Annotated in this window: 21 protein-coding genes and 1 pseudogene; 8 read left to right on the top strand and 14 right to left on the bottom strand. The window is 64.0% G+C overall.

Going from position 1 to position 23,658, the window contains the following annotated elements; all coding sequences use genetic code 11:
- Positions 1-6: 6 nt before the first annotated feature.
- The gene (locus B2246_RS14835) at positions 7-1,455 is read right to left on the bottom strand and encodes an NAD-dependent succinate-semialdehyde dehydrogenase (protein ID WP_080709860.1); all 1,449 of its coding nucleotides are present in this window, start codon (positions 1,453-1,455) and stop codon (positions 7-9) included.
- 152 nt (positions 1,456-1,607) lie between these two features.
- On the opposite strand from B2246_RS14835, the gene B2246_RS14830 reads away from it, so the two are divergent.
- The 4 genes from B2246_RS14830 to ubiT all read left to right on the top strand — a co-directional run bounded on the left by B2246_RS14830 (position 1,608) and on the right by ubiT (position 5,040).
- Positions 1,608-2,444: an IclR family transcriptional regulator gene (locus B2246_RS14830; protein ID WP_008651031.1), complete on the top strand. Its 837-nt coding sequence runs from the start codon at positions 1,608-1,610 to the stop codon at positions 2,442-2,444.
- 161 nt (positions 2,445-2,605) lie between these two features.
- Positions 2,606-3,634: a ubiquinone anaerobic biosynthesis protein UbiU gene (ubiU, locus tag B2246_RS14825; RefSeq protein ID WP_286882013.1), complete on the top strand. Its 1,029-nt coding sequence runs from the start codon at positions 2,606-2,608 to the stop codon at positions 3,632-3,634.
- Positions 3,635-3,667: 33 nt separating this feature from the next.
- Positions 3,668-4,588, top strand: coding sequence for a U32 family peptidase (locus B2246_RS14820; RefSeq protein ID WP_024570514.1), 921 nt, complete (start codon positions 3,668-3,670; stop codon positions 4,586-4,588).
- The gene (gene ubiT / locus B2246_RS14815) at positions 4,585-5,040 is read left to right on the top strand and encodes a ubiquinone anaerobic biosynthesis accessory factor UbiT (protein ID WP_024570515.1); all 456 of its coding nucleotides are present in this window, start codon (positions 4,585-4,587) and stop codon (positions 5,038-5,040) included. Before B2246_RS14820 ends, ubiT begins: the two co-directional genes overlap by 4 nt.
- 51 nt (positions 5,041-5,091) lie before the next feature.
- Here ubiT and B2246_RS14810 read toward each other — a convergent pair whose 3' ends face one another.
- Positions 5,092-6,084 carry an Lrp/AsnC family transcriptional regulator gene (locus B2246_RS14810; protein WP_035883820.1) on the bottom strand — a complete coding sequence of 331 codons (993 nt, stop codon included), beginning with the start codon at positions 6,082-6,084 and terminating at the stop codon, positions 5,092-5,094.
- A gap of 577 nt (positions 6,085-6,661) precedes the next feature.
- Between B2246_RS14810 and B2246_RS14805 the strand changes: the two genes are divergently transcribed.
- On the top strand, positions 6,662-7,123 hold the full coding sequence (locus B2246_RS14805) for a hypothetical protein (protein ID WP_008651041.1): 462 nt from the start codon (positions 6,662-6,664) through the stop codon (positions 7,121-7,123).
- Positions 7,124-7,177: 54 nt separating this feature from the next.
- On the opposite strand, the gene B2246_RS14800 is transcribed toward B2246_RS14805, so the two are convergent.
- Both B2246_RS14800 and B2246_RS14795 read right to left on the bottom strand, forming a co-directional pair.
- Positions 7,178-7,492, bottom strand: a complete 315-nt coding sequence (locus B2246_RS14800) for an H-NS histone family protein (RefSeq protein WP_008651043.1) — start codon at positions 7,490-7,492, stop codon at positions 7,178-7,180.
- Positions 7,493-8,052: 560 nt separating this feature from the next.
- Entirely contained in the window at positions 8,053-9,435 is a 1,383-nt protein-coding gene (locus tag B2246_RS14795; protein WP_008651044.1) for an NCS2 family permease, read from the bottom strand.
- 492 nt (positions 9,436-9,927) lie between these two features.
- Here B2246_RS14795 and B2246_RS14790 point away from each other — a divergent pair, with 492 nt between their 5' ends.
- On the top strand, positions 9,928-10,890 hold the full coding sequence (locus B2246_RS14790) for a chemotaxis protein (protein WP_008651045.1): 963 nt from the start codon (positions 9,928-9,930) through the stop codon (positions 10,888-10,890).
- 87 nt (positions 10,891-10,977) lie between these two features.
- Here B2246_RS14790 and B2246_RS14785 read toward each other — a convergent pair whose 3' ends face one another.
- Both B2246_RS14785 and B2246_RS14780 read right to left on the bottom strand, forming a co-directional pair.
- On the bottom strand, positions 10,978-13,320 hold the full coding sequence (locus B2246_RS14785; protein WP_286882016.1) for a cytochrome P450/oxidoreductase: 2,343 nt from the start codon (positions 13,318-13,320) through the stop codon (positions 10,978-10,980).
- 17 nt (positions 13,321-13,337) lie between these two features.
- A complete protein-coding gene (locus tag B2246_RS14780) occupies positions 13,338-14,273 on the bottom strand; it encodes a Bug family tripartite tricarboxylate transporter substrate binding protein (RefSeq protein ID WP_411431805.1) in 936 nt (311 codons plus the stop codon).
- Between the two features lie 176 nt (positions 14,274-14,449).
- Here B2246_RS14780 and B2246_RS14775 point away from each other — a divergent pair, with 176 nt between their 5' ends.
- Positions 14,450-15,265, top strand: coding sequence for an IclR family transcriptional regulator (locus tag B2246_RS14775; RefSeq protein WP_286882017.1), 816 nt, complete (start codon positions 14,450-14,452; stop codon positions 15,263-15,265).
- 26 nt (positions 15,266-15,291) lie between these two features.
- On the opposite strand, the gene B2246_RS14770 is transcribed toward B2246_RS14775, so the two are convergent.
- The gene (locus B2246_RS14770) at positions 15,292-15,999 is read right to left on the bottom strand and encodes a glutathione S-transferase N-terminal domain-containing protein (protein ID WP_286882018.1); all 708 of its coding nucleotides are present in this window, start codon (positions 15,997-15,999) and stop codon (positions 15,292-15,294) included.
- 97 nt (positions 16,000-16,096) lie between these two features.
- Positions 16,097-17,635, bottom strand: coding sequence for an amino acid permease (locus B2246_RS14765; protein WP_286882019.1), 1,539 nt, complete (start codon positions 17,633-17,635; stop codon positions 16,097-16,099).
- 161 nt (positions 17,636-17,796) lie between these two features.
- On the opposite strand from B2246_RS14765, the gene B2246_RS14760 reads away from it, so the two are divergent.
- Positions 17,797-18,000: a transposase domain-containing protein gene (locus B2246_RS14760; protein ID WP_286882020.1), complete on the top strand. Its 204-nt coding sequence runs from the start codon at positions 17,797-17,799 to the stop codon at positions 17,998-18,000.
- Here B2246_RS14760 and B2246_RS14755 read toward each other — a convergent pair.
- From B2246_RS14755 to hppD, 6 genes and pseudogenes are all read right to left on the bottom strand, one after another.
- The gene (locus B2246_RS14755) at positions 17,975-18,406 is read right to left on the bottom strand and encodes a putative adhesin (RefSeq protein ID WP_186425892.1); all 432 of its coding nucleotides are present in this window, start codon (positions 18,404-18,406) and stop codon (positions 17,975-17,977) included. The genes B2246_RS14760 and B2246_RS14755 overlap by 26 nt on opposite strands.
- Before the next feature lie 63 nt (positions 18,407-18,469).
- Positions 18,470-18,747, bottom strand: a pseudogene (locus B2246_RS14750) (IS3 family transposase); the annotation flags it as partial.
- Between the two features lie 12 nt (positions 18,748-18,759).
- Complete coding sequence (locus B2246_RS29175) at positions 18,760-19,131, bottom strand: transposase (RefSeq protein ID WP_411431804.1); 372 nt, start codon at positions 19,129-19,131, stop codon at positions 18,760-18,762.
- Positions 19,132-19,745: 614 nt separating this feature from the next.
- The gene (locus B2246_RS14735; protein WP_008651059.1) at positions 19,746-20,942 is read right to left on the bottom strand and encodes an amino acid aminotransferase; all 1,197 of its coding nucleotides are present in this window, start codon (positions 20,940-20,942) and stop codon (positions 19,746-19,748) included.
- A gap of 57 nt (positions 20,943-20,999) precedes the next feature.
- Positions 21,000-22,388 (bottom strand): amino acid permease, encoded by a 1,389-nt coding sequence (locus B2246_RS14730; protein ID WP_008651060.1) that lies wholly within the window; start codon positions 22,386-22,388, stop codon positions 21,000-21,002.
- Between the two features lie 178 nt (positions 22,389-22,566).
- Positions 22,567-23,640 carry a 4-hydroxyphenylpyruvate dioxygenase gene (gene hppD, locus B2246_RS14725; protein ID WP_008651062.1) on the bottom strand — a complete coding sequence of 358 codons (1,074 nt, stop codon included), beginning with the start codon at positions 23,638-23,640 and terminating at the stop codon, positions 22,567-22,569.
- Positions 23,641-23,658: the final 18 nt, after the last annotated feature.

The raw sequence follows: 23,658 nt of genomic DNA, 5'->3' as shown, positions 1-23,658 counted from the left end.
ACGCAATCACATCTGCAGGCAAAGATACTTGATCTCGAGGTATTCCTCGATGCCGTGGCGCGAGCCTTCGCGGCCGACGCCGGATTGCTTGATGCCGCCGAACGGTGCCACCTCGTTGGAGATCAGGCCCGTGTTCAGGCCGACCATGCCGTACTCCAGTGCCTCGGCGGTGCGCCATGCGCGCGAGATATCGCGGGTGTAGAGATAGGCGGCCAGGCCATACTCGGTGGCGTTCGCGGCGGCAACGGCTTCGTCGTCCAGCCTGAAGCGGAACAGCGGTGCCACCGGCCCGAAGATTTCCTCGCGCGCCATGCGCATGTCAGCGGTGGCATTGCCGATCACGGTCGGCGTGTAATACGTGCCGCCGAGCGGGTGCTTGCCGCCACCGACCAGTACCTTGCCGCCCTTGGACGTGGCATCCTCGACCAGCGAATTCACCTTCTCGATCGCGGCGTCCTCGATCAGCGGGCCGATCACCACGCCTGCCTCGAGCCCGTTGCCGACACGCAGTTGAGCGGTGCGCTCGGCAAACTTGGCGGCGAACGCATCGTAAATACCGTCCTGGATGTAGAAGCGGTTCGCGCATACGCAGGTCTGGCCGCCGTTGCGGTACTTGGCGACGATCGCGCCTTCCACGGCCGCATCGACGTCGGCATCGTCGAAGACGATGAACGGCGCATTGCCGCCGAGTTCGAGCGACAGGCGCTTGATGGTCGGCGCCGACTGAGCCATCAGGATGCGGCCCACTTCCGTCGAGCCCGTGAACGACAGCTTGCGCACGATCGGGCTGGCCGTCAGCACGCCGCCAATGTTCCGGGCGTCGCCGGTGACAACTTGCAGCACGCCTGCCGGCACGCCGGCGCGATGCGCGAGTTCGGCCAGCGCGAATGCGGACAGCGGCGTCAGTTCGGCCGGCTTGATCACGATCGCGCAGCCCGCGGCCAGCGCTGGCGCCACCTTGCGCGTGATCATCGCAGCCGGAAAGTTCCACGGGGTGATGGCGGCGCACACGCCCACCGGCTGGCGCAGCGTGACCAGCCGTTTGTCGGCGGCAGGCGTGGCCAGCACTTCACCGTCCACGCGCTTGGCTTCCTCGGCGAACCATTCGATGAAACTGGCGGCGTAGGCGATTTCGCCCTTGGCTTCGGCCAGCGGCTTGCCCTGCTCGCGCGTCATCAGGTAGGCCAGGTCGTCGGTATTGGCCAGCATCAGGTCGAACCAGCGGCGCAGGATATTGGCGCGCTCCTTGCCGGTCTTTGCCGCCCAGGCTTTCTGGGCGACTTCCGCGGCAGCAACGGCGCGCGTGGTCTCGGCGGCACCCAGGTCGGCCACCCGGGCGATGACCTCGCCAGTGGCCGGGTCCGTGACGTCAAACGTGGCGCCCGAATCGGCGCCGATCCATTGACCGTCGACATAGGCCAGTTGCTTGAACAGCGAAGGGTCCTTGAGTTGCATGGCGAAATCCTCGGGTTGCATTCGTCGGGTTTGCGGTGTTTAATATCGTTCAATAGATTGAACGATATTCGATATGCGGAACGATGGAATATCTTACGCCCTCGTCGGAAAGACCGCCAGAGGGCAAGAACCGTTCCGATAGCAGCCAGCCGATGCCAAAGACAGCCTATGCCATTCCCGCCGCAGATGCGGCGGACGCCGCGCCAGCGCTCAAGTCCACTTCGCCTGCCGTGGTGCGCGCGGTCCAGGTGATGGATGCCGTGGCGGCAGCGCCGGAGCCGCTGACGCTGGCCGACCTGACCCGGCTGACCGGCGCGCCCAAGAGTTCGCTGCACGGCATGTGCGACACGCTCGTCCAGCTTCAATTGCTCAAGCGCCTGCCGGGCGGAGCGATGGCGCTGGGGCCACATGTGATGAGCTGGGCCAATGCCTTCCTGTCGCAGACGCAGATCACGGAAGAATTCCGGGCGCTGTGGGACGAGACCGATGCCTTTCACGACGCCACGGTCACGCTGTCGATGCTCGATGGCGCCGAGGTTGTGTACCTGGCCTGCCAGAATGGCGACCGCCCGTTGGGCGTGACCTTCCGCATCGGCATGCGGCTGCCCGCGCCATACACGGCCACGGGCAAGGCCATGCTCAGCACCGTACCGGCGGCGGAAGTCAGGCATCTGTTCGATGGGGGGATGCCCGTGCCGCTGACGCGCGCGAGCGTGGCCACGGTCGCGGCGCTGGTGGATGAACTCGAACAGGTTCGTGCACTCGGGTACTCGATCGACAACGGCCAGATGCGCGATGGCATGACCTGCTTTGGCGCACCCGTGTTCGACGCCACGCGCTCGCGTGCGGTGGGTGCCATCGCTGTCAGCTACCTGACCAGCGAGATCGATGCGCCGACCGGCGAGCAAATCGGCGGACAGGTCCGTGCGTTGGCCGATCAGCTTTCCGCGCGGCTCGGCGCGGTTCGCATGTCGCGCGCAGTGGGCTGATACAGCGGCCAACGCAGCAGCCAACACTACGACCAACGCCGGCAAACGACGGCAAACGCCGGCAAACGCGGCGCGACGCTTTCGTTTCGTTTGCGCCGAGTCAAAGGCCCACTATCAGCGTATCGCTAGCATCCGGGAACTCCCTTTCCGGACCCGATGCGATGAATCCACCCTTGGCGGCGCCCGTGCGCCGCCCTCAACTTGTCGCACCCGCAGGCTCGCTAGCAGCGCTGCGCATGGCGCTGCAGCACGGCGCAGACGCGGTGTATCTGGGCCTGCGAGATGCCACCAACGCCCGTAACTTCGGCGGTCTGAATTTCAGCGAGGACGATATCCGCACCGGTGTGGCCGAGGCCCATGCACGCGGTGCCGAAGTGCTGTTCGCGATCAACACGTTCGCGCAGATGGGCCACGTCGAGCAATGGCACCACGCCGTCGACGCGGCGGCCGCGCTCGGCGCGGATGCGGTCATCATGGCCGACCCCGGTCTGATTGCCTATGCCGCGAAACGCCATCCGTCCCTGCGCATCCACCTTTCCGTCCAGGGCTCCGCCACGCACGCCGACGCCATCGAGCTGATGCGCGAGCAGTTCGGCATCCGGCGGGTCGTGCTGCCGCGAGTGCTCACGGTCACGCAGATTGCGAAGCTTGCCTGCCAGACCGATATCGAACTCGAAGTCTTTGGATTCGGCAGTCTCTGCGTGATGGCGGAGGGCCGGTGCCTGCTGTCGTCCTACGCTACCGGCGACTCGCCCAATAACAAGGGCGTCTGCTCTCCGGCTCATGCGGTGCGCTGGGATGAGCAGGACGGCACGATGCAGGCGCGACTGTCCGGCATCCTGATCGACAGCTACGCCCCTGGCGAGCCGGCAGGCTATCCGACCCTGTGCAAGGGACGTTTCACCGTCGAAGGCGAACGCGGCTACGTGCTGGAGGAACCGACCAGTCTCAATGCGGTATCGCTGCTGCCCACGCTGATCGATATTGGCATTGCCGCGATCAAGATCGAAGGCCGGCAGCGCAGCCCGCGCTACGTGGCTGACGTGGTGGGTGTGCTGCGCGCGGCCATCGACGATGCATGCCGCGACCCGAAGCGGTTCGCGCCGCGGCAGGAATGGCAGGCCACGCTGGGACGCCACGCCGAAGGCGACCAGGTCACGCAAGGTGCGTACGAGCGGCCCTGGCGCTGAGCGGCGTCCAACCATCACAAGCCAGGATTCCATATGGCAATGCCCACACAGCAATCTCCCTTGTTTCGAATTTCCCTCGGCCCCTTGCTTTACTACTGGCCGCGCGCGACGGTGCTGCAGTTCTACGCGTCGGTCGCGGACAGCCCCGTCGACCGTGTCCATCTCGGCGAAGCCGTCTGCACGCGGCGGCACGAACTACGTCATGCGGACTGGCTCGAAATCGCGCAGATGTTGCGCGAGGCAGGCAAGCAGGTGGTGCTGTCGACGCCGGTGCTGGTCGAATCCGACAGCGATATCGCAGTCATGCGCCGGGTTTGCGGGCAGGACGACTACCTGGTCGAAGCCAACGACCTTGGCGCGGTGCGCTGCATGGGCGGGCGTCCGTTCGTGGGCGGCCCACACCTGAACGTCTATCAGGGCGACACGCTGGCATGGCTGGCATCGCTTGGCGCGGTAGGTTGCACGGTGCCGGTCGAAATGGATGGCCGCACCATGGCCGCGCTGGCCGCGGCGCGCCCGGCTGGTCTCGATCTGGAAGCGCTGGTCTGGGGGCGTATGCCGTTGGCGTTTTCCGCGCGCTGCTTTACCGCACGCCATCACCGTCTGCGCAAGGACGCCTGCGAATTCCGCTGCCTGGACTATCCGGACGGGCTGGTGGCGGACACGGGCGAGGGGCAGGCGTTCTTCACGCTCAACGGCATCCAGACGCAGTCTGCTACTTGCCTCGACCTCTGCGCTGAAGTGTCGCGGATGGCGGAGGCCGGTGTTGGTCTGATGCGTGTCAGCCCCCATTCCACAGGCACTTTCGAAGCGATTGCCCATCTCGATGGCATTCGCCACGGAATGCCGGCGGCGCCGAGTCCGGTCATGCCTGCGGACGCGGCACCCAGTAACGGGTATTGGACAGGCAAGCCGGGCATTCGATGGATTGAGAGCGAGGAGGCTACGGCATGACGATGCTGACCGGATTGATGTCGCGGGTGCACCGGCACATGCCGGCGCCCGCGCGCGCGTTGCCCTTCGTGTTGGCCGTGGAGGCCATGCGCCGCTCGGGATGGCTGGAGCCGCCGGCCGCGCTGAATGGCCATACGTTTCGGCTGACGGTCGAGGATATCGGCTTGGAAGTGCGCTTTCGATGTGTCGATGGCCGGTTTGCGCCGGGGCCGTTCGATGGTTCCGCATCGGACCTGACCTTGCGTGCCAAGGTGGCGGACTACCTGCGCCTGATCAGCGGCGATGCCGACACGGACACGCTGTTTTTCCAGCGCCGCCTGTCGATCAGCGGCGACACCGAACTGGGGCTGGAAGTCAAATACTGGCTGGATGCCGCGCCACGCCCGACGTGGGTGGGGCCATTCGCCGCGCGGTTGTCCGTGCTGTTTCCCGCGCCGGCCTCGGCGTCCTGAATGGAAACCTGAATGGAAGATTAAGGCCCGCGCAAGCGGGCGGGCGAGGGCTCAGACCCTCGCCGGAATATTGCCGTAGCGCGTGCCGCGCTGCTTGAAGCAATGGCTGGCACGTAGTACAGCGTGCGGCATGGCGGTTAACCCGCCAATCGCATCGAAGCGCGACAGCGTCGTCTCGAGTTCGTGCATCCCGCGTGCGTGCACCATGGCAAAGAGGTTGTATTGCCAGTTTGGCAGGCGTCGGGGGCGTCGGTAGCACAGCGTGACATGCGGTAGGCTGGCGATGCGCATCCCGATGGCATCGACGCGCGCATCGGGCACATTCCACACGCACATCGCATTGTGCGAATACCCAAATGGCCGATGGTGCAGGATGACACCAAAGCGGCGGATCACACCGTTCTTGCGCCACTGCTGCAGGCGCTGCAGCGTCTCGGTCAGTGGCAGGCCACAACGTTCGGCCAGCGCGTGATAGGGCTCCGGCGTCAGAGACAGGCCAGGTTCCAGCGCGGCCACCAGACGCCAGTCGCACTCGTCCATGTCTGGCTTGGGCACGGATGCTGGCGGTGCTCGCCGGGTTGGTTTGCTGGCTTCCCGACCCTTGCCAAGGGGAAAACCGAGGTCGATGTGATATTCGCGTTCGAGTGGCAGATCAATCGGCTGGTACCCCACGTCGTCGGCGATGTGCTGCAGGACGGCATCGAGCATCATGCGATCGCGCGCGCCGGCGACGAACCAGAGGTTGTAGCGGTGACCGGTACGGGCATAGTTGTGACTGATCGCCGGGTCCGCGTTCAGACGTTCCGCTACCTGCTTCATTTCATTCGGCGGCACCGCCAGCGCGGCCAGCGTGCTTGTCCCGATCGAGTTGGGGGCGAACACCGCGCCGATGCGGCTGATGCGTCCGTTGCCAAGGTCTCGTGCGAGCAGGCTCAGTACCGTTCGCTCGGAGAGGCCGAGTAGCGATGCTGCGCGTTGATAGGGACGGGTGTCGAGCGGGAAATCGTGCTGAATGTGGTCGTAGAGTTGGGTTTCATCAATCATGGCGACGATCGGGCTATCCACTTGGATTGGCCCGGGCGCCAGGTGTCAAAGCCGAAGCATCAAGGTCGATGCGGTGGCCGCGGGTCCGAGGAGGGACCGATGTCGCCCGAGACATGGGGGCATCATCGTGAAGTTCCGCGTAGTCACGGTTGACCAGTGTCAACGGAGGCGGAGATGCCCTGTCCCACGGCCGCGGAAGCAAGCGCGCAGCGTGCTGGCAGGCGGGAGTCCGAACTTGGGGCGGAGGCGTTCCTGATCTACATTGACCAGTTCCGGCGTCGTGCTATCGGCAGGGCTGCCTAAATCTTGTGCAGTCCAGTGCGGTGCCGCACATAAAGGGCTAGCGCGAACCGCTCGGTGAGGATATCCACAGAACCTGTGGATATCCTCACCGACCACAGGGTCATCCCCTGGGCTGGACGGCGCCACCCGGCTTTCGCATCATCGTCGGTCAACTGTCATCTTCGTACGCCCTATGCGTCTGAACCGGTCCGCTGCAGTGCTCTGTATCCCCTGCGCTCTCGTGCTGGGCGGTTGCGTGAGCCATTATCGGGTACCGCCCGACGCGCCCTACGCGATGGTACGGGTGACAACCAGCACCGATGACCGCACGACTTTCAGCGTGCTGGACCCCGCGAGCTGTCCCAAGGCCCCGTGGCCGCTCGTGCTGGCGGGAACCGGCAAGCAATTGGCTGCGATGGGGCGCGACGGAGAGCTGGATATGGTCGGAAGCTCTCCGGAACCGCCGTCGCGAACGCGTGAGCGGAAGGTAGCGGTGGACAAGCGGATTTACGTGGCCGTGACGTCGACGGCCGCGCCACCGGCCGAGGAGGTTCGTTGCGCGGCGGGGGTGTCTTTCATCCCGCGAACGGGCGCGCAGTACGAGATCCGGTACACGAGGGATGAGACCGCCCAGCATTGCTCGGCGCGGGTGCTCCGACTGGAGCCAAGGAGGGATGGGGGCGCGAATGTCGCGCCCGAGCCAACGCAACTCGGATTCCGGGCGTTGCGTAGCGAATATCTTTGCGAGGCGCGCTGAGCAGCGCGCCTCATGCGGCAGCCCGGCGTTTGCCGGACTGCCCGCTGAACTTTCTTACGCCTGTTCGATCAGGAAGCGCTCGGGGCGCTTGCCGAGCCATGCCGGCGCGCGGCCACGGCCCGACCAGGTCTTGCCTGTTTTCGGGTCAAGGTACTTCGGCGGCAGGGACGACGTCTTGCGTGCCACGGTGGCGCCGCTGGCCGGACGACCGCGACGGCGCTTGGGGGCGATGTCTTCGACGGTCAGATCATAATCGGCCATCAATTGGCGAATTTGCTCGATCACGCCAGCCACTTCATTGGCGCGAACTTCATTGAGCTTGGCTTCGAGTGCTTCTTTTTCCGCTAGCAACTGCTTGTAGGTCGGCATTTTTGGATCCCCGATAGATTTGTGGCGGAATGTTACAGGACATCGCAACGCACCCGCACAACAAAAATATTACAAAAAATATCTGAAAAAGCACGGATCAAACGCTAATTTGCGAACAAAAAATTCGCTTTGCATCGCGTCTATTAGACATATGGCGCAGGCAAGCCCGCCCATTATTGTGATTGGGTTGTGCGCGGCGGCGGAGGCGGATAGCCATCGGTACCGAACGGCATCCTAACCAAAACGCGGCAAGATAGCCACCCGGGATTTTATGGCGCTGTTTCCGGGCAATCTGGATAAGCGGCTGAGGGAGGTTGAGCCACCCGGATTTCAATCCACGTTTGAGGAGTCATCGTGGTCAGCGAATGGCGCGATGATATTTCTGTCGGGTTTTCGAATGACTCTGTATCGATTCTTCGGAGCTTTCCGATACGGTGCCGACAATAACTAACAGGAGAACGAGAGGAAGAAAAAAGCCTCCGGGGGGAAAGTCCCCGGAGGCCGGCAAATCCACCGGTCATCCCAGGTGGAGGAGACAAGATTCTCGGTGTTGGGTGCGATCAGATCGCCCAGCCACCTGCATAGAACGCGGCCAGCGCGACAGCAATCGCGACCGTGCCGATATTGAGCTTGCGCCATTCGCCCGAGACGATCCGGCCGATCACCAGCGTGCAGAAGCCGAGCATGATGCCGGTGACGATATTGCAGGTCAGCACGATGAACACGGCGCAGACCAGGCCCGAGAGCGCGTCGACCAGGTCGTCCATGTGCAGGCGCGACACGCTCGACAGCATCAGCAGACCCACGTACATCAGCGCGGGAGCGGTGGCGTACGACGGCACCAGGCCAGCCAGCGGCGAGAAGAACATCACGGCCAGGAACAGCGCGCCGACGGTCACGGCAGCCAGGCCGGTGCGGGCGCCAGCGGCCACGCCGACGGTCGATTCGATATAGGCTGCAGCCGGGGCGCCGCCGAAGAAGGCCGAGAAGATCGAGCTCACGGAGTCGGCGGTCAGGGCGCGGCCACCGTTGTGGATGCGGCCCGTGGCGTCGAGCTGGTTGGCCTGACCGGCCACCGCGCGGATCGTGCCAGTGGCGTCGAAGACGGCGGTCATCACCAGTGCCAGCACACTCGGCAGCACCGCGGCGGACAGCGCGCCGCGAATATCCATGGCGCCAATCAGCGAGGTGTGACCCGGCGCGGAGAGCGTCGGCAGCGCGAAGATGCCGGTGAACTTGACCGATGGATCGAAAACAAGCCCGAGCGTCGAGATCGCCACGATCACCAGCAGGATGCCACCCGGCACGCGGCGACGCTCAAGGCCGAAGATCGCGGCCAGTCCGAGGATCGACATCATCACCGGGAAGGCGGTGATATTGCCGAGCGAGACGGGCAGTCCGGGTCCGGGGTTCTTGATGACGAGGCCGACTTCGTTCGAGGCGATCAGCAGCAGGAACAGGCCGATACCGATGCCGGCGCCGTGTGCCACGCCAGCGGGCAGGTTGCGCAGGATCCAGGTGCGCACGCCGGTCACCGAGATCGCGGTGAAGACCACGCCCATCAGGAACACGGCGCCCAGCGCCACTGCGGGGGACAGATGCTGGCCCAGCACCAGGCCAAAGGCCATGAACGCGGTCAGCGAGATCGCGCAACCGATGGCAATCGGCAGCTTGGCCCAGAGGCCCATCAATAGCGACCCGAATGCGGTGGTGAGGCAGACGGCGACAAAGACCGCGCTGGTATCGAAGCCGGCCTTGCCGAGCATCCCAGGCACGACGAAAACGGCATACACCATCGCCATGAAGGTGGTGATGCCGGCGACGACCTCTCGGCGCTGCGTGCTGCCGCGCGCGCTGATCTGGAAGTACTGGTCGATTTTGCCTTGGGCAGTGGGGGGCGCGGCATCCGTGTCCGCGACGGACGGATAGGGCTGTTCGATCATGATGTTGTGTCTCCTTGCAGGGGGCGCTGCGCGCGTCCGCGTACGGATCAGGCGTCAGCCTCGTCTCACATGGTTCCGGGTGTGAGGGCGGAGGTCCCGTGGGCATCGGGCAAGGGGTGCGGTCGCTCTTTCCTCGGTGTCCGGCCCTTGGGCCGGGGCCGGTCGGCCACCTCTGACGGGCGGGATCCGGCGAGGCTCAAAGGTAGGCGAGCGTGACGTTGTCTTCATCATCGAGCGAACATGCGGAACATGCCCGGGGCTGAATAACCCCGGGTTTGCAGTGCATTGCGAGGCTCAGGGATTTCCCTTGGTGCATGTGCGGCGGCGGTTGGAGAGCGGTATGCGTCACAAGTGCGTCATGGACGCGTCACTGGTACGTCATTCGAGCGCGGGCGCTGCGCCACGGGTCGTGCCGGAGGCTAAAGGTTGATGCCTCCCGGCCGTTAGTTCTTCGGCATTACACGTATTCACCCCATCCAGCGGAGCTAGAGCATGACCAGCGCGATGAGAGACATCGACGAGCGCACCAACCTGACCAACAACAACCAGTTCGAGTTGCTGTTGTTCCGACTGGGTGATGCGGCACACACCGGGCAGTCCGAACTGTTCGGCATCAATGTGTTCAAGGTCCGTGAAATCCTGGTGATGCCGCCGGTGACCAGCGTGGTCGGCGCGGAGCCGTCGATCCTGGGCATGTCCGATATCCGGGGTCAGGTGATTCCGGTTATCGACCTGCCGCGCCTGCTGGAGTGCAATCCGAAGTCGGGCCTGAACATCATGCTCGTGACCGAGTACGCGCGGTCCACGCAGGGCTTCGCGGTGGAAGCGGTCGAGGAAATCGTCCGCCTGGACTGGAACCAGGTGATCTCCGCCGAGACCAGCGTGAAGGGCGGGCTGGTGACCAGCATCGCCAAGCTCGATGCGGGTGGCGAGAACCCGCGGCTGGTGCAGGTGCTGGATGTCGAGCAGATCCTGCGCGACGTGTTGCCCTCGCGCCAGCCAGACGTAGATCCGTCGACCGTCGGCCCGGCGTTGTCGATCCGCCCCGGCAGCAAGATTCTCTGCGCGGACGATTCCGCGCTGGCGCGCGGCCTGATCGAAAACGGTCTCAAGGCAATGGGCGTGCAAGTCGTGATGACCAAGTCCGGTCAGGAAGCCTGGGATATGCTCGGCGAGATCGCAGACCTGACCGCCAGCAAGGGCGCCACGGTCCGCGACGAGATCGCGCTGGTGCTGACCGATCTGGAAATGCCGGAGATGGATGGCTTCACCCTGACGCGCAAGATCAAGGCCGACGCCCGGCTGAAGTCGCTGCCGGTGGTGATCCACTCATCGCTCTCGGGCGAGGCCAGTGAGGAGCACGTGCGCAAGGTTGGCGCCGATGCCTATGTGTCGAAGTTCCTGGCGAAAGATCTGGCCGATACGATTCGCGGTGTGCTCGCGCGGCATCCGTGACGCCGTACTGAATGGCGTTGTTGCCGGTTGATGCTGGTTGATGCTGGTTGATGCGCCACGGGCTGGCGCATCACCCCCCCCGCCTGCTTACAGCCCCAGCACGATCTTTCCGCCCTTCGCCGCTCGCGAGCAGCAGGCCATCATCCGGTTGTTCGCTTCACGCTCGCCGCGCGTTAGCACGACGTCGCGGTGGTCGATCTCGCCGGCCAGCACGCGCACTTCGCACGATCCACACAGGCCTTCCTCGCAATCGCTTTGCACGTCGATGTTTGCGGCGCGCAGGGTGGCGAGCAGGGTCTGGTCCGGAGGGACTTCAAGCGTCAGACCCGAGTCTTTCAGTTCGACCGTGAACGGCTGTTCCCGCGAAGGATCGAGCGTTCCAAGTTTCGAACTGAAGTGTTCCACGCGCAGCGAATCCTCGGGCCATGTCGCGCACAAGGCTTCCAGCGCCTCGACCATCCGGGCCGGTCCACAAGCGTAGATCTGCGTGTTCGCATCGGGCGCGCCGAGCACTTGCGCGAGATCGGCGCGCTGGCCTTCATCCGCGGCATGAATCCGCACGCGATCACCATGCAAGGCGCGCAGCTCATCGATCATCGCCATGGAGGCACGGCTGCGGCCGCAATAGTGGAAGGTGTAGTCGACGCCCAGTTCTTTCGCACGCCTTGCCATGGCGCTGACCGGGGTCACGCCAATGCCACCGGCGATGAAGATCGCGCGACGGCAGGTCTCGTCGAGCCGGAAGTGATTGCGCGGGCCGCGCACCTTGAGCTTGTCGCCTGCGTGCAGGCTGGCATGAATCCACGCCGATCCGCCACGGCTTTCGGGCTCGCGCAGCACCGCGATCTCGAAGGCGCCGGTATCGGCAGGGTCGCCGCACAGCGAATACTGGCGCGAGATGCCGGTGTGGCCGCATTCGACGTCGATATGCGAGCCTGGCGACCAGCGCGGTAGCGCGCGGCCATCGGGCGAAACCAGACGGATGCTCACCACCCCCTGCGCGGCCGTTTCGACACGCTCGACAAGGAGCGTGCGGCCGGTGGTGCCGCCAGTCGGTTCGCCGATGCGGACTGCATCACGTGGCGCCAGCACGGTCGGATCGGTCCGTTCCGGGTTGCGTGTCGGGTCCCACTCGACCCAGAGATGCTCCGGGCCACGGAACGAGGTGTTCGGCACGTAGGTGAAGCGCTGCGCGGCCAGACGCATATGGGGCAGCCGGCTGGTCAGTTCCTCCAGGAAGATCTGCATCTCCATGCGCGCGAGGTTCTTGCCCATGCACTGGTGCGAGCCGTAGCCGAACGTAAGCTGGTCGCTGGCATTGTCACGATGGATGTCGAACAGGTCGGCATCGGCGAAATGATGTTCGTCGTGGTTGGCCGACGACGTGACGATCAGCAATTTGCTGCCAGCCGCGAGCGACATGCCGCCCACTTCGGTATCGCGCGTGACGAGGCGCCGCCAGGCGGCCACCGAGCCGTTGTGCCGGAGGCATTCTTCCACCGCGTTTGGAATCAACGCCGGGTCTTCGCAGATCTCCCGCCAGACATCGGGATGTTGCAGCAGCAGCTTGATCGCGTTGGCAGATGCATTGGCCGTGGTCTCGTGCGCGGCCACGATGCCGGCCATCATCATCGAGTGCAGGTACGAATCGGTAACCACCTCGGGCAGTTCGCGCTGCTTGCGCAGGCCGTACTGCATCCAGCCCGGGCCGGATGGATCTTCGCGCATCTTGTCGAGAATGCGGCCGGCCAGTTGCCAGAAGTTGCCCACGGCGTGGGCCACGGCCACCTGCTCCTCGGGCTTCGGGCGGCCCCATGTATTGACCGTATGGGCGATCGAGTACTGGCGCAGCAGGTCCATGTCTTCCTCGGGCACGCCGAGGAAATGCAGCGCCACCGTCAGCGGCACCTCCCAGAGCATCTCGTCCACCAGATCCGCGCGCCCGTTGTCGATGAAACGGTCGACGTACTCGCGTGTGAGCTTGCGCACCATCGGTTCGTGGTGGGCCAGTTCTGCGGGAGTGAACGGCTCCATCAACGCGCGGCGGCGCGGCATATGCGCGGGTTCGTCTTCGTTGACGAGCGTGCGATTCATCGCGTAGCCGTACGAGGCCAGCACCGCATTGGCCGCCTCACCCGTGGGTGTGATCTTCTCGAGCGCAATCGACGGGCTGAAGGTGATGTTGTCGCGGAAGATCGCCTTGATGTCGTCGTAGCGCGTCACCACCCAGTAGCCGAGCTGCGGGCTGTAGAACACCGGCTCCTGCGCGCGCGACCAGCGCACGTACTCGGGCGGGTCCTGCTGGTAGCCGTCCTCGAAGGGATCGAACGCCGCCGCCTGGTGGCTGACCGGGCAACCGTTGGGCGCGCGCAGGGCGCTGTGGTCGATCGGGCAGCTTCCACTGCTGGCGGGTGCGTTCGTCTGCGGCATGGTTCAGTCCAGCGAGATTAGTCCAACGTGATCTTCAGATCGTGAATCAGCTTGGTCCAGCGCGTGCTCTCGGCACGCAGTAGGTCGCTGTATTGCGTGGGGGAATTGCCTACCGGCTCCACACCGAAATCCACCAGCTTCTTGTTGATGGCGGGGTCCTTGATCGACGCCACCACTTGCTTGTTCAGCGTGGCAATCACATCGGGTGGCGTGCCGGCCGGCACCACCATCCCGACCAGCGCGGCGGCCTCGACATTCTTGTAGCCAAGTTCCGCGAACGTCGGCACGTCGGGCAGTTGCGCCAGACGGGTGGGATTCGCCACGGCCAGCGGGCGCACCTTGCCCCCCTTGATGAAGCCCGCGCCGGCGGCGTAGTCGACCATCATCGCGGGAATCTGGCCCGCGGCTACGTCGGAAAGAGCGGGGCCGGCGCCGCGATAGGGCGCGTGTGTCATGGTCAGGTGCGCTTCCACCTTGAGCAGTTCCATCGCCAGATGGTGAGGGCTGCCCGCGCCGGCGGAGCCATAGTTGATGCCACCGGGCGCGGCCTTGACCTGTGCGATGAACTCCTGCGCTGTCTTCGCGGTGCTACCCGGTCCCACCACCAGGATCATCGGGAAGCGGCCAATCAGCGTCACCGGCGCGAGGTCGCGGGTAGGGTTATAGGACAGCGTCTTGTACAGCACGGGGTTGAATACCAGCGTGCCGTTGTCGGCGGAGAGCACCGTGTAGCCATCTGCGGGCGAGCGCGCGGTTTCCGATGCGCCGATCGCCGTGTTGCCGCCGGGCTTGTTGTCCACCACCACCGGCTGGCCGATCTTTGCCGACAACCCCTGTCCGATTGTGCGTGCCAGGAAATCCGAACCGCCACCGGCTGCATACGGCACGATCCAGCGGATCGGCTTGGTCGGATAGCTATCGGCGGCATGTGCCGCGCTGGCGGCAAATGCCATGGACGTCACAGACACAATGGATGCAGCGAACAGCGCTGCAGGCTGAGAGGGGCGCATCAGGTTGTCTCCTTGGTATTTGGCCGGATGGTATTTGGCCTGTTTTGCGTAAATCATATACGCATTGCGTAATCATTGAATGAGGGTTAACCGCAGACGCTATGCCCAGGACACCCGCCATGCCAGCCATACCTGCCGAATCCACCCCCGCGCCGCGCCCGCGAGCGCGGCGCCAGCGCGTGCAGGCTGCCGAGACCGGCATGGCCGTGCTCAAGGGGCTCGCCCGCCTGGGTGGCCGCGCCAGCCTGACGGCCATCGCCGCGCAGCTCGACGAAAGTCCGGCCAAGGTGCACCGATATCTGGTGAGCCTGATGGAGGAAGGGTTTGTGGCGCAGGAGGCAGGCACGCAGCAGTACCACCTCGGGATCGAGGCGCTGCAGATCGGGCTGGCAGCGATGCGGCAGGCCGATCCGCTGCGGCTGTCGGAAGCGGCCCTGATCCGCCTGCGCGAGCGGCTGGAAGTGACGTGCTTCGTCGCGGTGATGGGAACCCGGGGGGCGACCATCGTACGCATCGAGGAACCGGGTTTGCCGGTCACGGTGAATGCGCGCGTCGGCTCGGTGATGCCGTTGCTGTCTTCGGCCACCGGACGCGTGTTTCTGGGGCTGCTCGATGAATCCAGGGTGGAGGCGCTGGCGCAGGAGGAGCTGCAGATGCTGCCGCCTGACCGAAGGGCGCTGCTCGATGCTGTCGATCCGCTCGGCAAGTTGCGCGAGCCAGTTCGCGCGCAGGATTGCGCATCGGTGCGTGACACGAACCTGAAGGGCATCAGCGCCGTGGCGGCGCCGGTGCGTGACTATACGGGCCGTGTATGCGCGGTGCTGACGGCATTGGGCGCGACCGGTGGGTTCGATCCTTCGATCGACGGACCCGTCGGCCGCGCCGTGCGCGAGGAAGCCGCGGCGATCAGCGCGTTGCTGGGCTACGCCACGTAATACGCCTTATCCGGCATTAATCCGGATCATTCAGGGCGCTTCGGGATATTGATCGCGCGTTGCACGGCCGGGCGGGCCACGAACGCATCGAGCACGCGCGTGACTTCGGGGAAGTCCTGAATGCCGACCAGATCGCCAGCTTCGTAGAAGCCCAGCAGGTTGCGGATCCACGGAAAGGTGACCATGTCGGCGATCGTGTAGTCGTCGCCCATGATCCATTGGCGTCCCTTCAGGCGTTCGTTCAGCACGTTCAACAGGCGGCGCGACTCGCCGACATAGCGGTCACGCGGGCGCTTGTCCTCGAAGTCCTTGCCGGCGAACCGGTTGAAGAAGCCAACCTGTCCGAACATCGGGCCAATGCCGCCCATCTGAAACATGACCCACTGGATCGTCTCGTAGCGCAGGGCCGGATCGGCGGACATGAACTTGCCGGTCTTCTCGGCCAGGTAGAGCAGGATCGCGCCTGATTCCCACAGTGCCAGCGGCTTGCCGCCAGGGCCATTCGGGTCGAGGATGGCCGGGATCTTGTTGTTCGGATTCAGCGACAGGAATTCCGGCGTCATCTGGTCGTTCTTGTCGAAGCGGACCAGATGCGGTTCGTAGGGGAGGCCGGTTTCCTCGAGCATCAGCGATACCTTGATGCCGTTGGGGGTATTCAGCGAGTACAACTGCAGGCGATCCGGATGTTGCGCCGGCCATCGCTTGGTAATGGGGAAGGCGGACAGGTCTGCCATGAGATCCTCGTAACGTTGAAGGCTAGACGAGGATGGTAAACGCTTCGGCGGAAGGTTGCCGAAGCCCCCGGTCATCCGGGTGCTTCGGTATGCCTTGCTATTCGGCCGATGCCGGGGCCAGAGGCCGCGTCGCCGGTGAATCGTCCTTTTCGATCTCCGGCAGGGCCGGGAATTTCATTTCGGCATACGGCACGAAGTGCGTCTTGCGCACGAGCCGGTAGCCGAGCCAGATCAGCAGGAAGATCGGAATGCCCACATAGGTAGCCGTCACGGCCACCCAGTCGATCTTGCCTTCGCTGAATGCCTGGTAGTTCTGGCCGAGGGTGACGATCATGCACAGCGCGAACGCGAAGATCGGCCCATAAGGAAAGAACGGCGAGCGATAAGGCAGGCGGTTCAGGTCGAGACCCTGCGCCACGAAGCCCCGGCGAAACCGATAGTGGCTCACTGCGATGCCCAGCCACGCGATGAAGCCGGTCATGCCCGACAGGTTCAGCAGCCACAGGTAGACCGACTTGCTTTCGAACAGCGACGTCAGGAAGCACAGGCCACCGACGGCCGTGGTGGCCAGCAGCGCGACCAGGGGCACGCCATTGCGGGTAAGTTGCGCGAAGATACGCGGCGCGCGGCCCTCGGTGGCCAGGTTGTAGAGCATCCGCGTCGACGCGTACATGCCGGAGTTGCCGGCCGAGAGCACGGCAGTCAGGATCACGGCGTTCATTACGCCCGCGGCAAACGCAAGACCCGCGTGGCGGAACACCAGCGTGAACGGGCTTACGCCCACGGTTTCCACGTCGGTCTTGAGCAGACTGGGGTCGGTGTACGGAATCAGGATGCCGATGATCAGGATCGCCAGGACGTAGAACAGCAGGATGCGCCAGAACACCTGACGCACCGCGCGCGGGATGTTCTTGGCCGGCTCGTCGGATTCCCCTGCAGCCACGCCGATCAGCTCGGTGCCCTGGAACGAGAATCCCGCGATCATCGCCACCCCGATCATGGCGGGCAGGCCGCCGACGAACGGCGCATCGCCGGTGGTGAGGTTGGCCAGTCCGCCTGCGTGGGAGAAATCGCCGCGCATGATGCCGAAGATCATCAAGGTGCCGATGACGATGAAGGCGATCACCGTGAGGACCTTGATCAGCGCGCACCAGTATTCCGCTTCGCCGAAACCACGCACGGAGATCGCGTTGAGCGCGAACATGAGGCCAAGGAACAGGGCGCTCCAGAGCACGCCCGGCGTGTCGGGGAACCAGTACTGCATCACGAGCTGCGCCGCGGCCAGTTCCACGGCGATCGTGACGGCCCAGTTGTACCAGTAGTTCCAGCCGAGCGCGAAACCGAAGCCCTCGTCGACGTACAGCGCGCCATAGGTGGCAAAGGACCCGGATACCGGCATGTACGCGGCCAGTTCGCCCAGGCTGGTCATCAGGAAGTAGACCATCGCGCCGATCAGGATGTAGGCGGCCAGCGCGCCGCCGGGGCCGGCCTGGGCGATGGTGGCGCCCGAGGCGACGAAGAGTCCGGTGCCGATCGACCCGCCAATGGCGATCATGGTCAGATGGCGCGCGCGCAGTTCGCGGCGCAGGCCGGGAACGGGGACGGGGACGGCTGGAGTTGTATTGGTATTGGACATAGGCTGCCGGCCATGGAGGTGGGCGGCATCATAAGACAAAAACGCCGGACGGGAAAAGAACAAGGCCACCCGAGGGTGCAATGCCGTTCAGTTAAGTCTGAACGGCATTTTTCCTTGCAGGGGTTGTAAACAAAATATCGAGCTGTTAACTAGCTGTCCCGATGCTATCGGAACAGATCCACGCCACCCTTGAGCTCGCTGAGCCGGCCAGTTTTGCCCGGCTCAGCGAGCATCTGCCGGCGGCCTGGATTGGGCAGGCGCTGGCAGCCACGGGAACAGCATCCGTTCGCCGGCATCGACTGCCAGCAGAGAAGGTAGCCTGGCTTTTGAAACGGTCTCTTAGAAGTCGTATGTTAACTTGTTGACCCGGCAGGCAAAGGAGTTCAGATCCGTGTACTGTCGCTGGTGTTGCCTCATCGCAGCGAACACATCAACCATATGTGCCTTACCGTGCGGTGCCACTGTGATGAGATCATATTGTGCATTCGGCATCAGCGCTGTCGCCATCTCGTTGTAAGTTAGTGAGTAGTTGACGATCCCTCTTCCTCCAAGAACGGTTTCCATCGGCCGAATGTTTGCGCCGGCAAGCAGATGCACCCCATGAGTAAAGACCGCGACGAAATCTGGGAGGGCATGGAAATGCAAAGCAGTGTATGAAGGCACCTGACAGCATCCAGAACCAAGAAAAATGCGATTCCTCGGCGGTGTATAGCCGCCGTGGGCCATTAGAATGGCCCGACTGGCGTTGCCTGCGATTGTTCGAATAATCACATTCCTATACCGAAGTATCTGCACAACTTCTCTCCATCAATGGGATTGTGTTAAGGATGGTGTTCAAAACTGAGCGTGCCCTCGAATTTCGTATCCGATAGCCAAGGCTAACATCATGCCGCACCGCTGGTGCTGAGCGGCGGACCAGGACCACTCGAATTGCATCGGGCTGAGATAGCCCAATGTCGAATGCAGACGCCGATGATTGTAAAAGCGCAACCAGTCGATCACCTCGTCCATCGCCTCGCCTCGCCTCGCTTCGCCTCGCTCCGCGTGGCGAAGCGCTTGCCGCGCAGGCGTGCAACCTTGAGCGATTCCCACAGGTTTTCAGTCGTCGCATTGACGCTCCTATGTCAAGCGGCGCGCGTCGAATCGGCCAGACCGGCCAGGATGAGTGGATACAATTCCCTGACGATATAGCGCTTGAGGCAGCGATGGGTTTCCTTTTTCGACATGCCTTCCTTCGTCCGGCGTTCAACGTATTCCCGCGTCCTGGGATCGCTGCGCATTCGCACCATGGCGATGGTCCACAAGGCGTTATTTGCCGAACGATCTCCGCCCCTGTTCAAGCGACGCCGGACCGTTTTGCCAGACGAAGCCTGCAAAGGACTTGTGCCACAAAGGGCTGCCAGTGCAGCTTCGCTTTTCAGGCGTTCCGGGTTGTCACCTGCAACGACAACCAGAACCGCAGCGGTCTGAGGCCCGACACCGAATCGTTCCCGCAGCCACTTGGTATGCTGACTGGCAGGCCATCAAGCATGCCGTCGAGGGTGCTCAGTTCCTCTTCCAGTGCCAATCAGCGCGTGGCCAGCAGGCGTAGGGTGGCGGTCAAAGTTTGCAGCATTGGGGCATCGCGCTAACGAGCGCAAGCGGGCGCAGCTCGCTACGCATTCCGCCGTCTTCCCAACTTCATGAACCGGCTGGTACGGGACGCCAGGCGCAAGGTCTACCTGATACTGGACAATCTGCGCGTGCATCACGGCAAGCCGGTCTGGGGGCGCTGCTTGCGTACAACCTTGTGCGTCTGGAGATGGCCAAGGCTGCGCTTGAGGCCCGCGTCGAGCCTACCGACCTGAGCTTTTTGCGGGCCTTGCGCCTGATACAGGGTGAGCAGATCTGGGCGGCCGACATGGCCCCAGGCAAGCTGCCAGCACACCCGCGGCGCATGCGCGCCAAACTTCAGTTGGCGATCGTACAAAAACGACGGGGGCGTACTTGCCCCCGTGTTGTCAAGGCCCTGCCTAAGCGCTATACCGTTCGACACCTCAGAAAGGACCCTAACTGAACGGCATTACACCCGAGGGTGGCCTTGTGACTGCAAAGGCGTGCTTCAGGCGTTTCAGCCCTTCAGCACCTTCCCGATGGCGTTGGCGACGACGCCGACGTTGCGCTCGTTCAGACCGGCCACGCACATGCGGCCCGAGCGCAGCACGTACACGCCGTGCTCGTTCTTCAGGCGGTCGACCTGGTCGGCCGACAGACCGGTGTACGTGAACATGCCGCGCTGGGTGATGTAGCGCGAGAGCTTTTCGCCGCTCACATGCTCACGCAGATGGTCGTGGATGGCCTGGCGCATGCGGGTGATGCGCTGGCACATCGCAGCCAGTTCCTGCTCCCAGTTCGCGCGCAGCGCCGGCGTGGTCAGCACACGGGCCACCACGCGGGCGCCGTGGGTCGGCGGGTTGCTGTAGTTGGCGCGCACGGCGCCGGTAAGCTGGCCCAGCACACGGCTGGCTTCGTCGGCGCTCTGGCAGACCACCGAAAGGCCACCGCAACGCTCGCCGTACAGCGAGAAGTTCTTCGAGAACGAATTGGCCACCAGGCAGGGCACATTCTGGCGGGCCAGTTCGCGCACGGCGAAGGCGTCATCGTCCAGGCCCGAGCCGAAACCCTGGTAGGCCATGTCGACGAACGGCAGCAGCTTGCGCGCCTTGAGCACGCCGATCACCTGGCGCCACTGGTCCTGATTCAGGTCGACGCCGGTCGGGTTGTGGCAGCACGCGTGCAGCAGCACGATGTCGCCTTGCGGGATCGCTTCGATCGCGGCAAGCATCGCGTCGAATTTCAGGCCGCCGGTGGCCGGATCGTAGTACGGGTAGGTGTTGACCTTGAAGCCGGCACGCTCGAAGACCACGCGGTGATTCTCCCAGCTCGGATCGCTGATCCACATCTCCGCCTTCGGGAAGTAGCGCTTCAGGAAATCGGCGCCGACGCGCAGCGCGCCCGAGCCGCCCAGCGTCTGCAACGTGGCGACGCGGCCTTCGGCACGGGCGGCGCAATCCTCGCCGAACACCAGCGCCTGCACGGCCTGACGATACGCGGCCATGCCGGACATCGGCAGGTACGGGCGCGGACCCATGTCCGACAGCAGCGCGGCCTCGGCTTCCGCCACGGCCTTCATCACCGGCAGGCGGCCTTCGTCGTCGAAGTAGATGCCGATGCTCAGATTGACCTTGTTGGTACGCGGGTCCTGCTGAAAGTCCTCGTTGAGCGAGAGGATCGGATCACCCGGAAAGGCTTCTATATGTTCGAACATGGGATGCGTCTGGCTGTTTGGTTCAGAAGGGCGGCGGCCCGGAGGCCGCACCGGCAATTACTGGATCTGGGCGCTGGCGGCGGGCATGGCCGAACCGGCGTTTTTCTGCCGGAGGCGATAGCTTACGCCAAGTACGCCCAGCCATACCGGAATCAGGTAGACCGAGATGCGCAGGCCAGGCGTCAGGAACATCACCACGAGGATGCCTGCCAGGAAGGCCAGCGTCACGTAGTTGGTCAGCGGGTAGCCCAGGCTCTGGAAGCGCGTGGTCTTGCCGGCGGCCGCCTTGGCGCGACGGAACATCAGGTGGATGATGCTGATCATCGCCCAGTTGATGATCAGGGCCGAGACCACCAGGCCCATCAGCAGTTCGAAGGCCTCGCCAGGCATGAAGTAGTTGATCACCACGCAGATGCCGGTGGCGATGGCCGAGACGGCCAGCGCGGTCAGCGGAATGCCGCGGCGGTTCACGCGCATCAGCGAGCGCGGGGCGTTACCTTGCTGCGCCAGGCCCAGCAGCATGCGGCTGTTGCAATAGACGCCGCTGTTGTAGACCGACAGGGCGGCGGTAAGTACCACGATATTGAGCACGGTGGCGACCACGTTGCTGTTCATCGCGTGGAAGATCAGCACGAACGGGCTGCCGCCGGTCACGACCTTTTCCCACGGATACAGCGACAGCAGCACGGCCAGCGCGCCGACGTAGAAGATCAGGATGCGGTAGATGACCTGATTGGTCGCCTTCGGGATGCTCTTCTCGGGGCTGTCCGCTTCCGCAGCGGTGATGCCCACGAGTTCGAGGCCGCCAAACGAGAACATGATCACGGCCATAGCCATCACCAGGCCGCTGAAGCCGTTCGGGAAGAAGCCGCCGTGTTGCCACAGGTTGGCGATGCTGGCGTCGGGGCCCGCGGTGCCGGTGGCCAGCAGGTAGCCGCCGAAACCGATCATGCCGACGATGGCTGCCACCTTGATGATCGAGAACCAGAATTCCATCTCGCCGAACGACTTCACGCTGGCAAGGTTGATCGCGTTGATGATCAGGAAGAAGGCCAGCGCGGAAATCCAGGTCGGAATGCCGGGCCACCAGTACTGGACGTAGATGCCGACGGCCGATAGCTCGGCCATGCTGACGAGGATGTAGAGCACCCAGTAGTTCCAGCCGGACATGAAGCCGGCGAAGTGTCCGCAGTACTTGTTGGCGAAGTAGCTGAACGAGCCGGCGACGGGCTCGTCCACGACCATTTCGCCGAGCTGGCGCATGATGAAGAAGGCGACCACGCCGGCCAGCGCGTAGCCCAGCAGCACCGAGGGGCCGGCCAGCTTGATAGTCTGGGCGATGCCCAGGAACAGGCCGGTGCCGATGGCGCCGCCCAGCGCGATGAGCTGGATATGACGATTCTTCAGGCCACGCTGGAGCGTGCCTTGATTGTCGGGAGCGTGCATGAGTTGTTTCCTCTACCCATTCTTGTGGAATGTCGGGCGCGTCTCTCTTGAGGCGGACGCTTGTCAATAAAGCGCGCCGGCGTGGGTGACGCCGGGCGCAGGGTGCGCGCCGCCATCCGGGGGATGCCGGCGCAAATCTGTATCAAGCGGGGAGGCGGGGGCGAAAGCCCCCGGAAGATCAGACCTTCAGCGTGCCGCGTTCGATCTGGTCGCGTTCGAGCGATTCGAACAGCGCCTTGAAATTGCCTTCGCCGAAACCATCGTCGCCGGAGCGCTGGATGTATTCGAAGAACACCGGGCCGAGCACGGTCTTCGAGAAGATCTGCAGCAGCAGGCGCGGCTTGCCGCCTTCTGTCGTGCCGTCCAGCAGGATGCCGCGGGCCTTGAGCTGGTCCACCGGCTGGCCATGGCCTGGCAGACGGGTGTCCAGGGCCTGGTAGTAGTAGTCGTTCGGTGCCGTCATCAGCTCGACGCCGGCCATCTGCAGGCTGTCGATGACTTCGAGCAGGTTGTCGACGGAGAAGGCGATGTGCTGGATGCCTTCGCCATTGAACGCCATCAGGAATTCCTCGATCTGGCCGGCGCCCTTCGACGACTCTTCGTTCAGCGGGATGCGGATCTTGCCGTCCGGCGCGGTCATCGCCTTCGAGGTCAGGCCCGTGTATTCGCCCTGGATGTCGAAGTAACGGATTTCGCGGAAGTTGAACAGGCGTTCGTAGAAACTCGCCCAGTACGCCATGCGGCCACGGTAGACGTTGTGCGTCAGGTGGTCGATCAGCTTCAGGCCGTGGCCCTTCGGGTGGCGGTCCACGCCCTCGATGAATTCGAAGTCGATGTCATAGATCGACTTGCCGTCTTCGAAACGGTCGATCAGGTAGAGCGGCGCGCCGCCGATGCCCTTGATCGCGGGCAGGCGCAGTTCCATCGGGCCGGTAGCGATTTCCACCGGCTGGGCGCCCAGCATCAGCGCGCGGTTGTAGGCCTGGTGGGAATCCTTGACGCGGAATGCCATGCCACAGGCGCTCGGGCCGTGCTCGGCGGCGAAATACGCGGCGGGGCTATGCGGCTCGTTGTTGACGATGAAATTGATGTCGCCCTGGCGGTACAGCACGACATCCTTCGAACGGTGACGGGCCACCAGGGTGAAGCCCATTTTCTCGAACAGCGGTTCCAGGACGTTGGGCGTGGGCGAGGCGAATTCAACGAACTCGAAGCCCATCAGCTTCATCGGGTTTTCAAAGAGGTCGGCCATGGTCAGTGCTCGGGGGCG

It is taken from the genome of Cupriavidus sp. UBA2010, assembly GCF_002335265.1.
GTDB classification, from domain to species: Bacteria; Pseudomonadota; Gammaproteobacteria; order Burkholderiales; family Burkholderiaceae; genus Cupriavidus; species Cupriavidus metallidurans.
The sequence above is the reverse complement of the archived record's forward strand: the minus strand, read 5'-3'. Positions and strand labels throughout refer to the sequence as shown.

What these genes read in the sequence shown, in the direction of transcription:
- B2246_RS14835 (WP_080709860.1), bottom strand. Translation starts at nt 1,455, where the DNA reads ATGCAACTCAAGGACCCTTCGCTGTTCAAGCAACTGGCCTATGTCGAC.
- B2246_RS14830 (WP_008651031.1), top strand. Translation starts at nt 1,608, where the DNA reads ATGCCAAAGACAGCCTATGCCATTCCCGCCGCAGATGCGGCGGACGCC.
- ubiU (WP_286882013.1), top strand. Translation starts at nt 2,606, where the DNA reads ATGAATCCACCCTTGGCGGCGCCCGTGCGCCGCCCTCAACTTGTCGCA.
- B2246_RS14820 (WP_024570514.1), top strand. Translation starts at nt 3,668, where the DNA reads ATGGCAATGCCCACACAGCAATCTCCCTTGTTTCGAATTTCCCTCGGC.
- ubiT (WP_024570515.1), top strand. Translation starts at nt 4,585, where the DNA reads ATGACGATGCTGACCGGATTGATGTCGCGGGTGCACCGGCACATGCCG.
- B2246_RS14810 (WP_035883820.1), bottom strand. Translation starts at nt 6,084, where the DNA reads ATGATTGATGAAACCCAACTCTACGACCACATTCAGCACGATTTCCCG.
- B2246_RS14805 (WP_008651041.1), top strand. Translation starts at nt 6,662, where the DNA reads ATGGTACGGGTGACAACCAGCACCGATGACCGCACGACTTTCAGCGTG.
- B2246_RS14800 (WP_008651043.1), bottom strand. Translation starts at nt 7,492, where the DNA reads ATGCCGACCTACAAGCAGTTGCTAGCGGAAAAAGAAGCACTCGAAGCC.
- B2246_RS14795 (WP_008651044.1), bottom strand. Translation starts at nt 9,435, where the DNA reads ATGATCGAACAGCCCTATCCGTCCGTCGCGGACACGGATGCCGCGCCC.
- B2246_RS14790 (WP_008651045.1), top strand. Translation starts at nt 9,928, where the DNA reads ATGACCAGCGCGATGAGAGACATCGACGAGCGCACCAACCTGACCAAC.
- B2246_RS14785 (WP_286882016.1), bottom strand. Translation starts at nt 13,320, where the DNA reads ATGCCGCAGACGAACGCACCCGCCAGCAGTGGAAGCTGCCCGATCGAC.
- B2246_RS14780 (WP_411431805.1), bottom strand. Translation starts at nt 14,273, where the DNA reads ATGGCATTTGCCGCCAGCGCGGCACATGCCGCCGATAGCTATCCGACC.
- B2246_RS14775 (WP_286882017.1), top strand. Translation starts at nt 14,450, where the DNA reads ATGCCAGCCATACCTGCCGAATCCACCCCCGCGCCGCGCCCGCGAGCG.
- B2246_RS14770 (WP_286882018.1), bottom strand. Translation starts at nt 15,999, where the DNA reads ATGGCAGACCTGTCCGCCTTCCCCATTACCAAGCGATGGCCGGCGCAA.
- B2246_RS14765 (WP_286882019.1), bottom strand. Translation starts at nt 17,635, where the DNA reads ATGTCCAATACCAATACAACTCCAGCCGTCCCCGTCCCCGTTCCCGGC.
- B2246_RS14760 (WP_286882020.1), top strand. Translation starts at nt 17,797, where the DNA reads ATGCTATCGGAACAGATCCACGCCACCCTTGAGCTCGCTGAGCCGGCC.
- B2246_RS14735 (WP_008651059.1), bottom strand. Translation starts at nt 20,942, where the DNA reads ATGTTCGAACATATAGAAGCCTTTCCGGGTGATCCGATCCTCTCGCTC.
- B2246_RS14730 (WP_008651060.1), bottom strand. Translation starts at nt 22,388, where the DNA reads ATGCACGCTCCCGACAATCAAGGCACGCTCCAGCGTGGCCTGAAGAAT.
- hppD (WP_008651062.1), bottom strand. Translation starts at nt 23,640, where the DNA reads ATGGCCGACCTCTTTGAAAACCCGATGAAGCTGATGGGCTTCGAGTTC.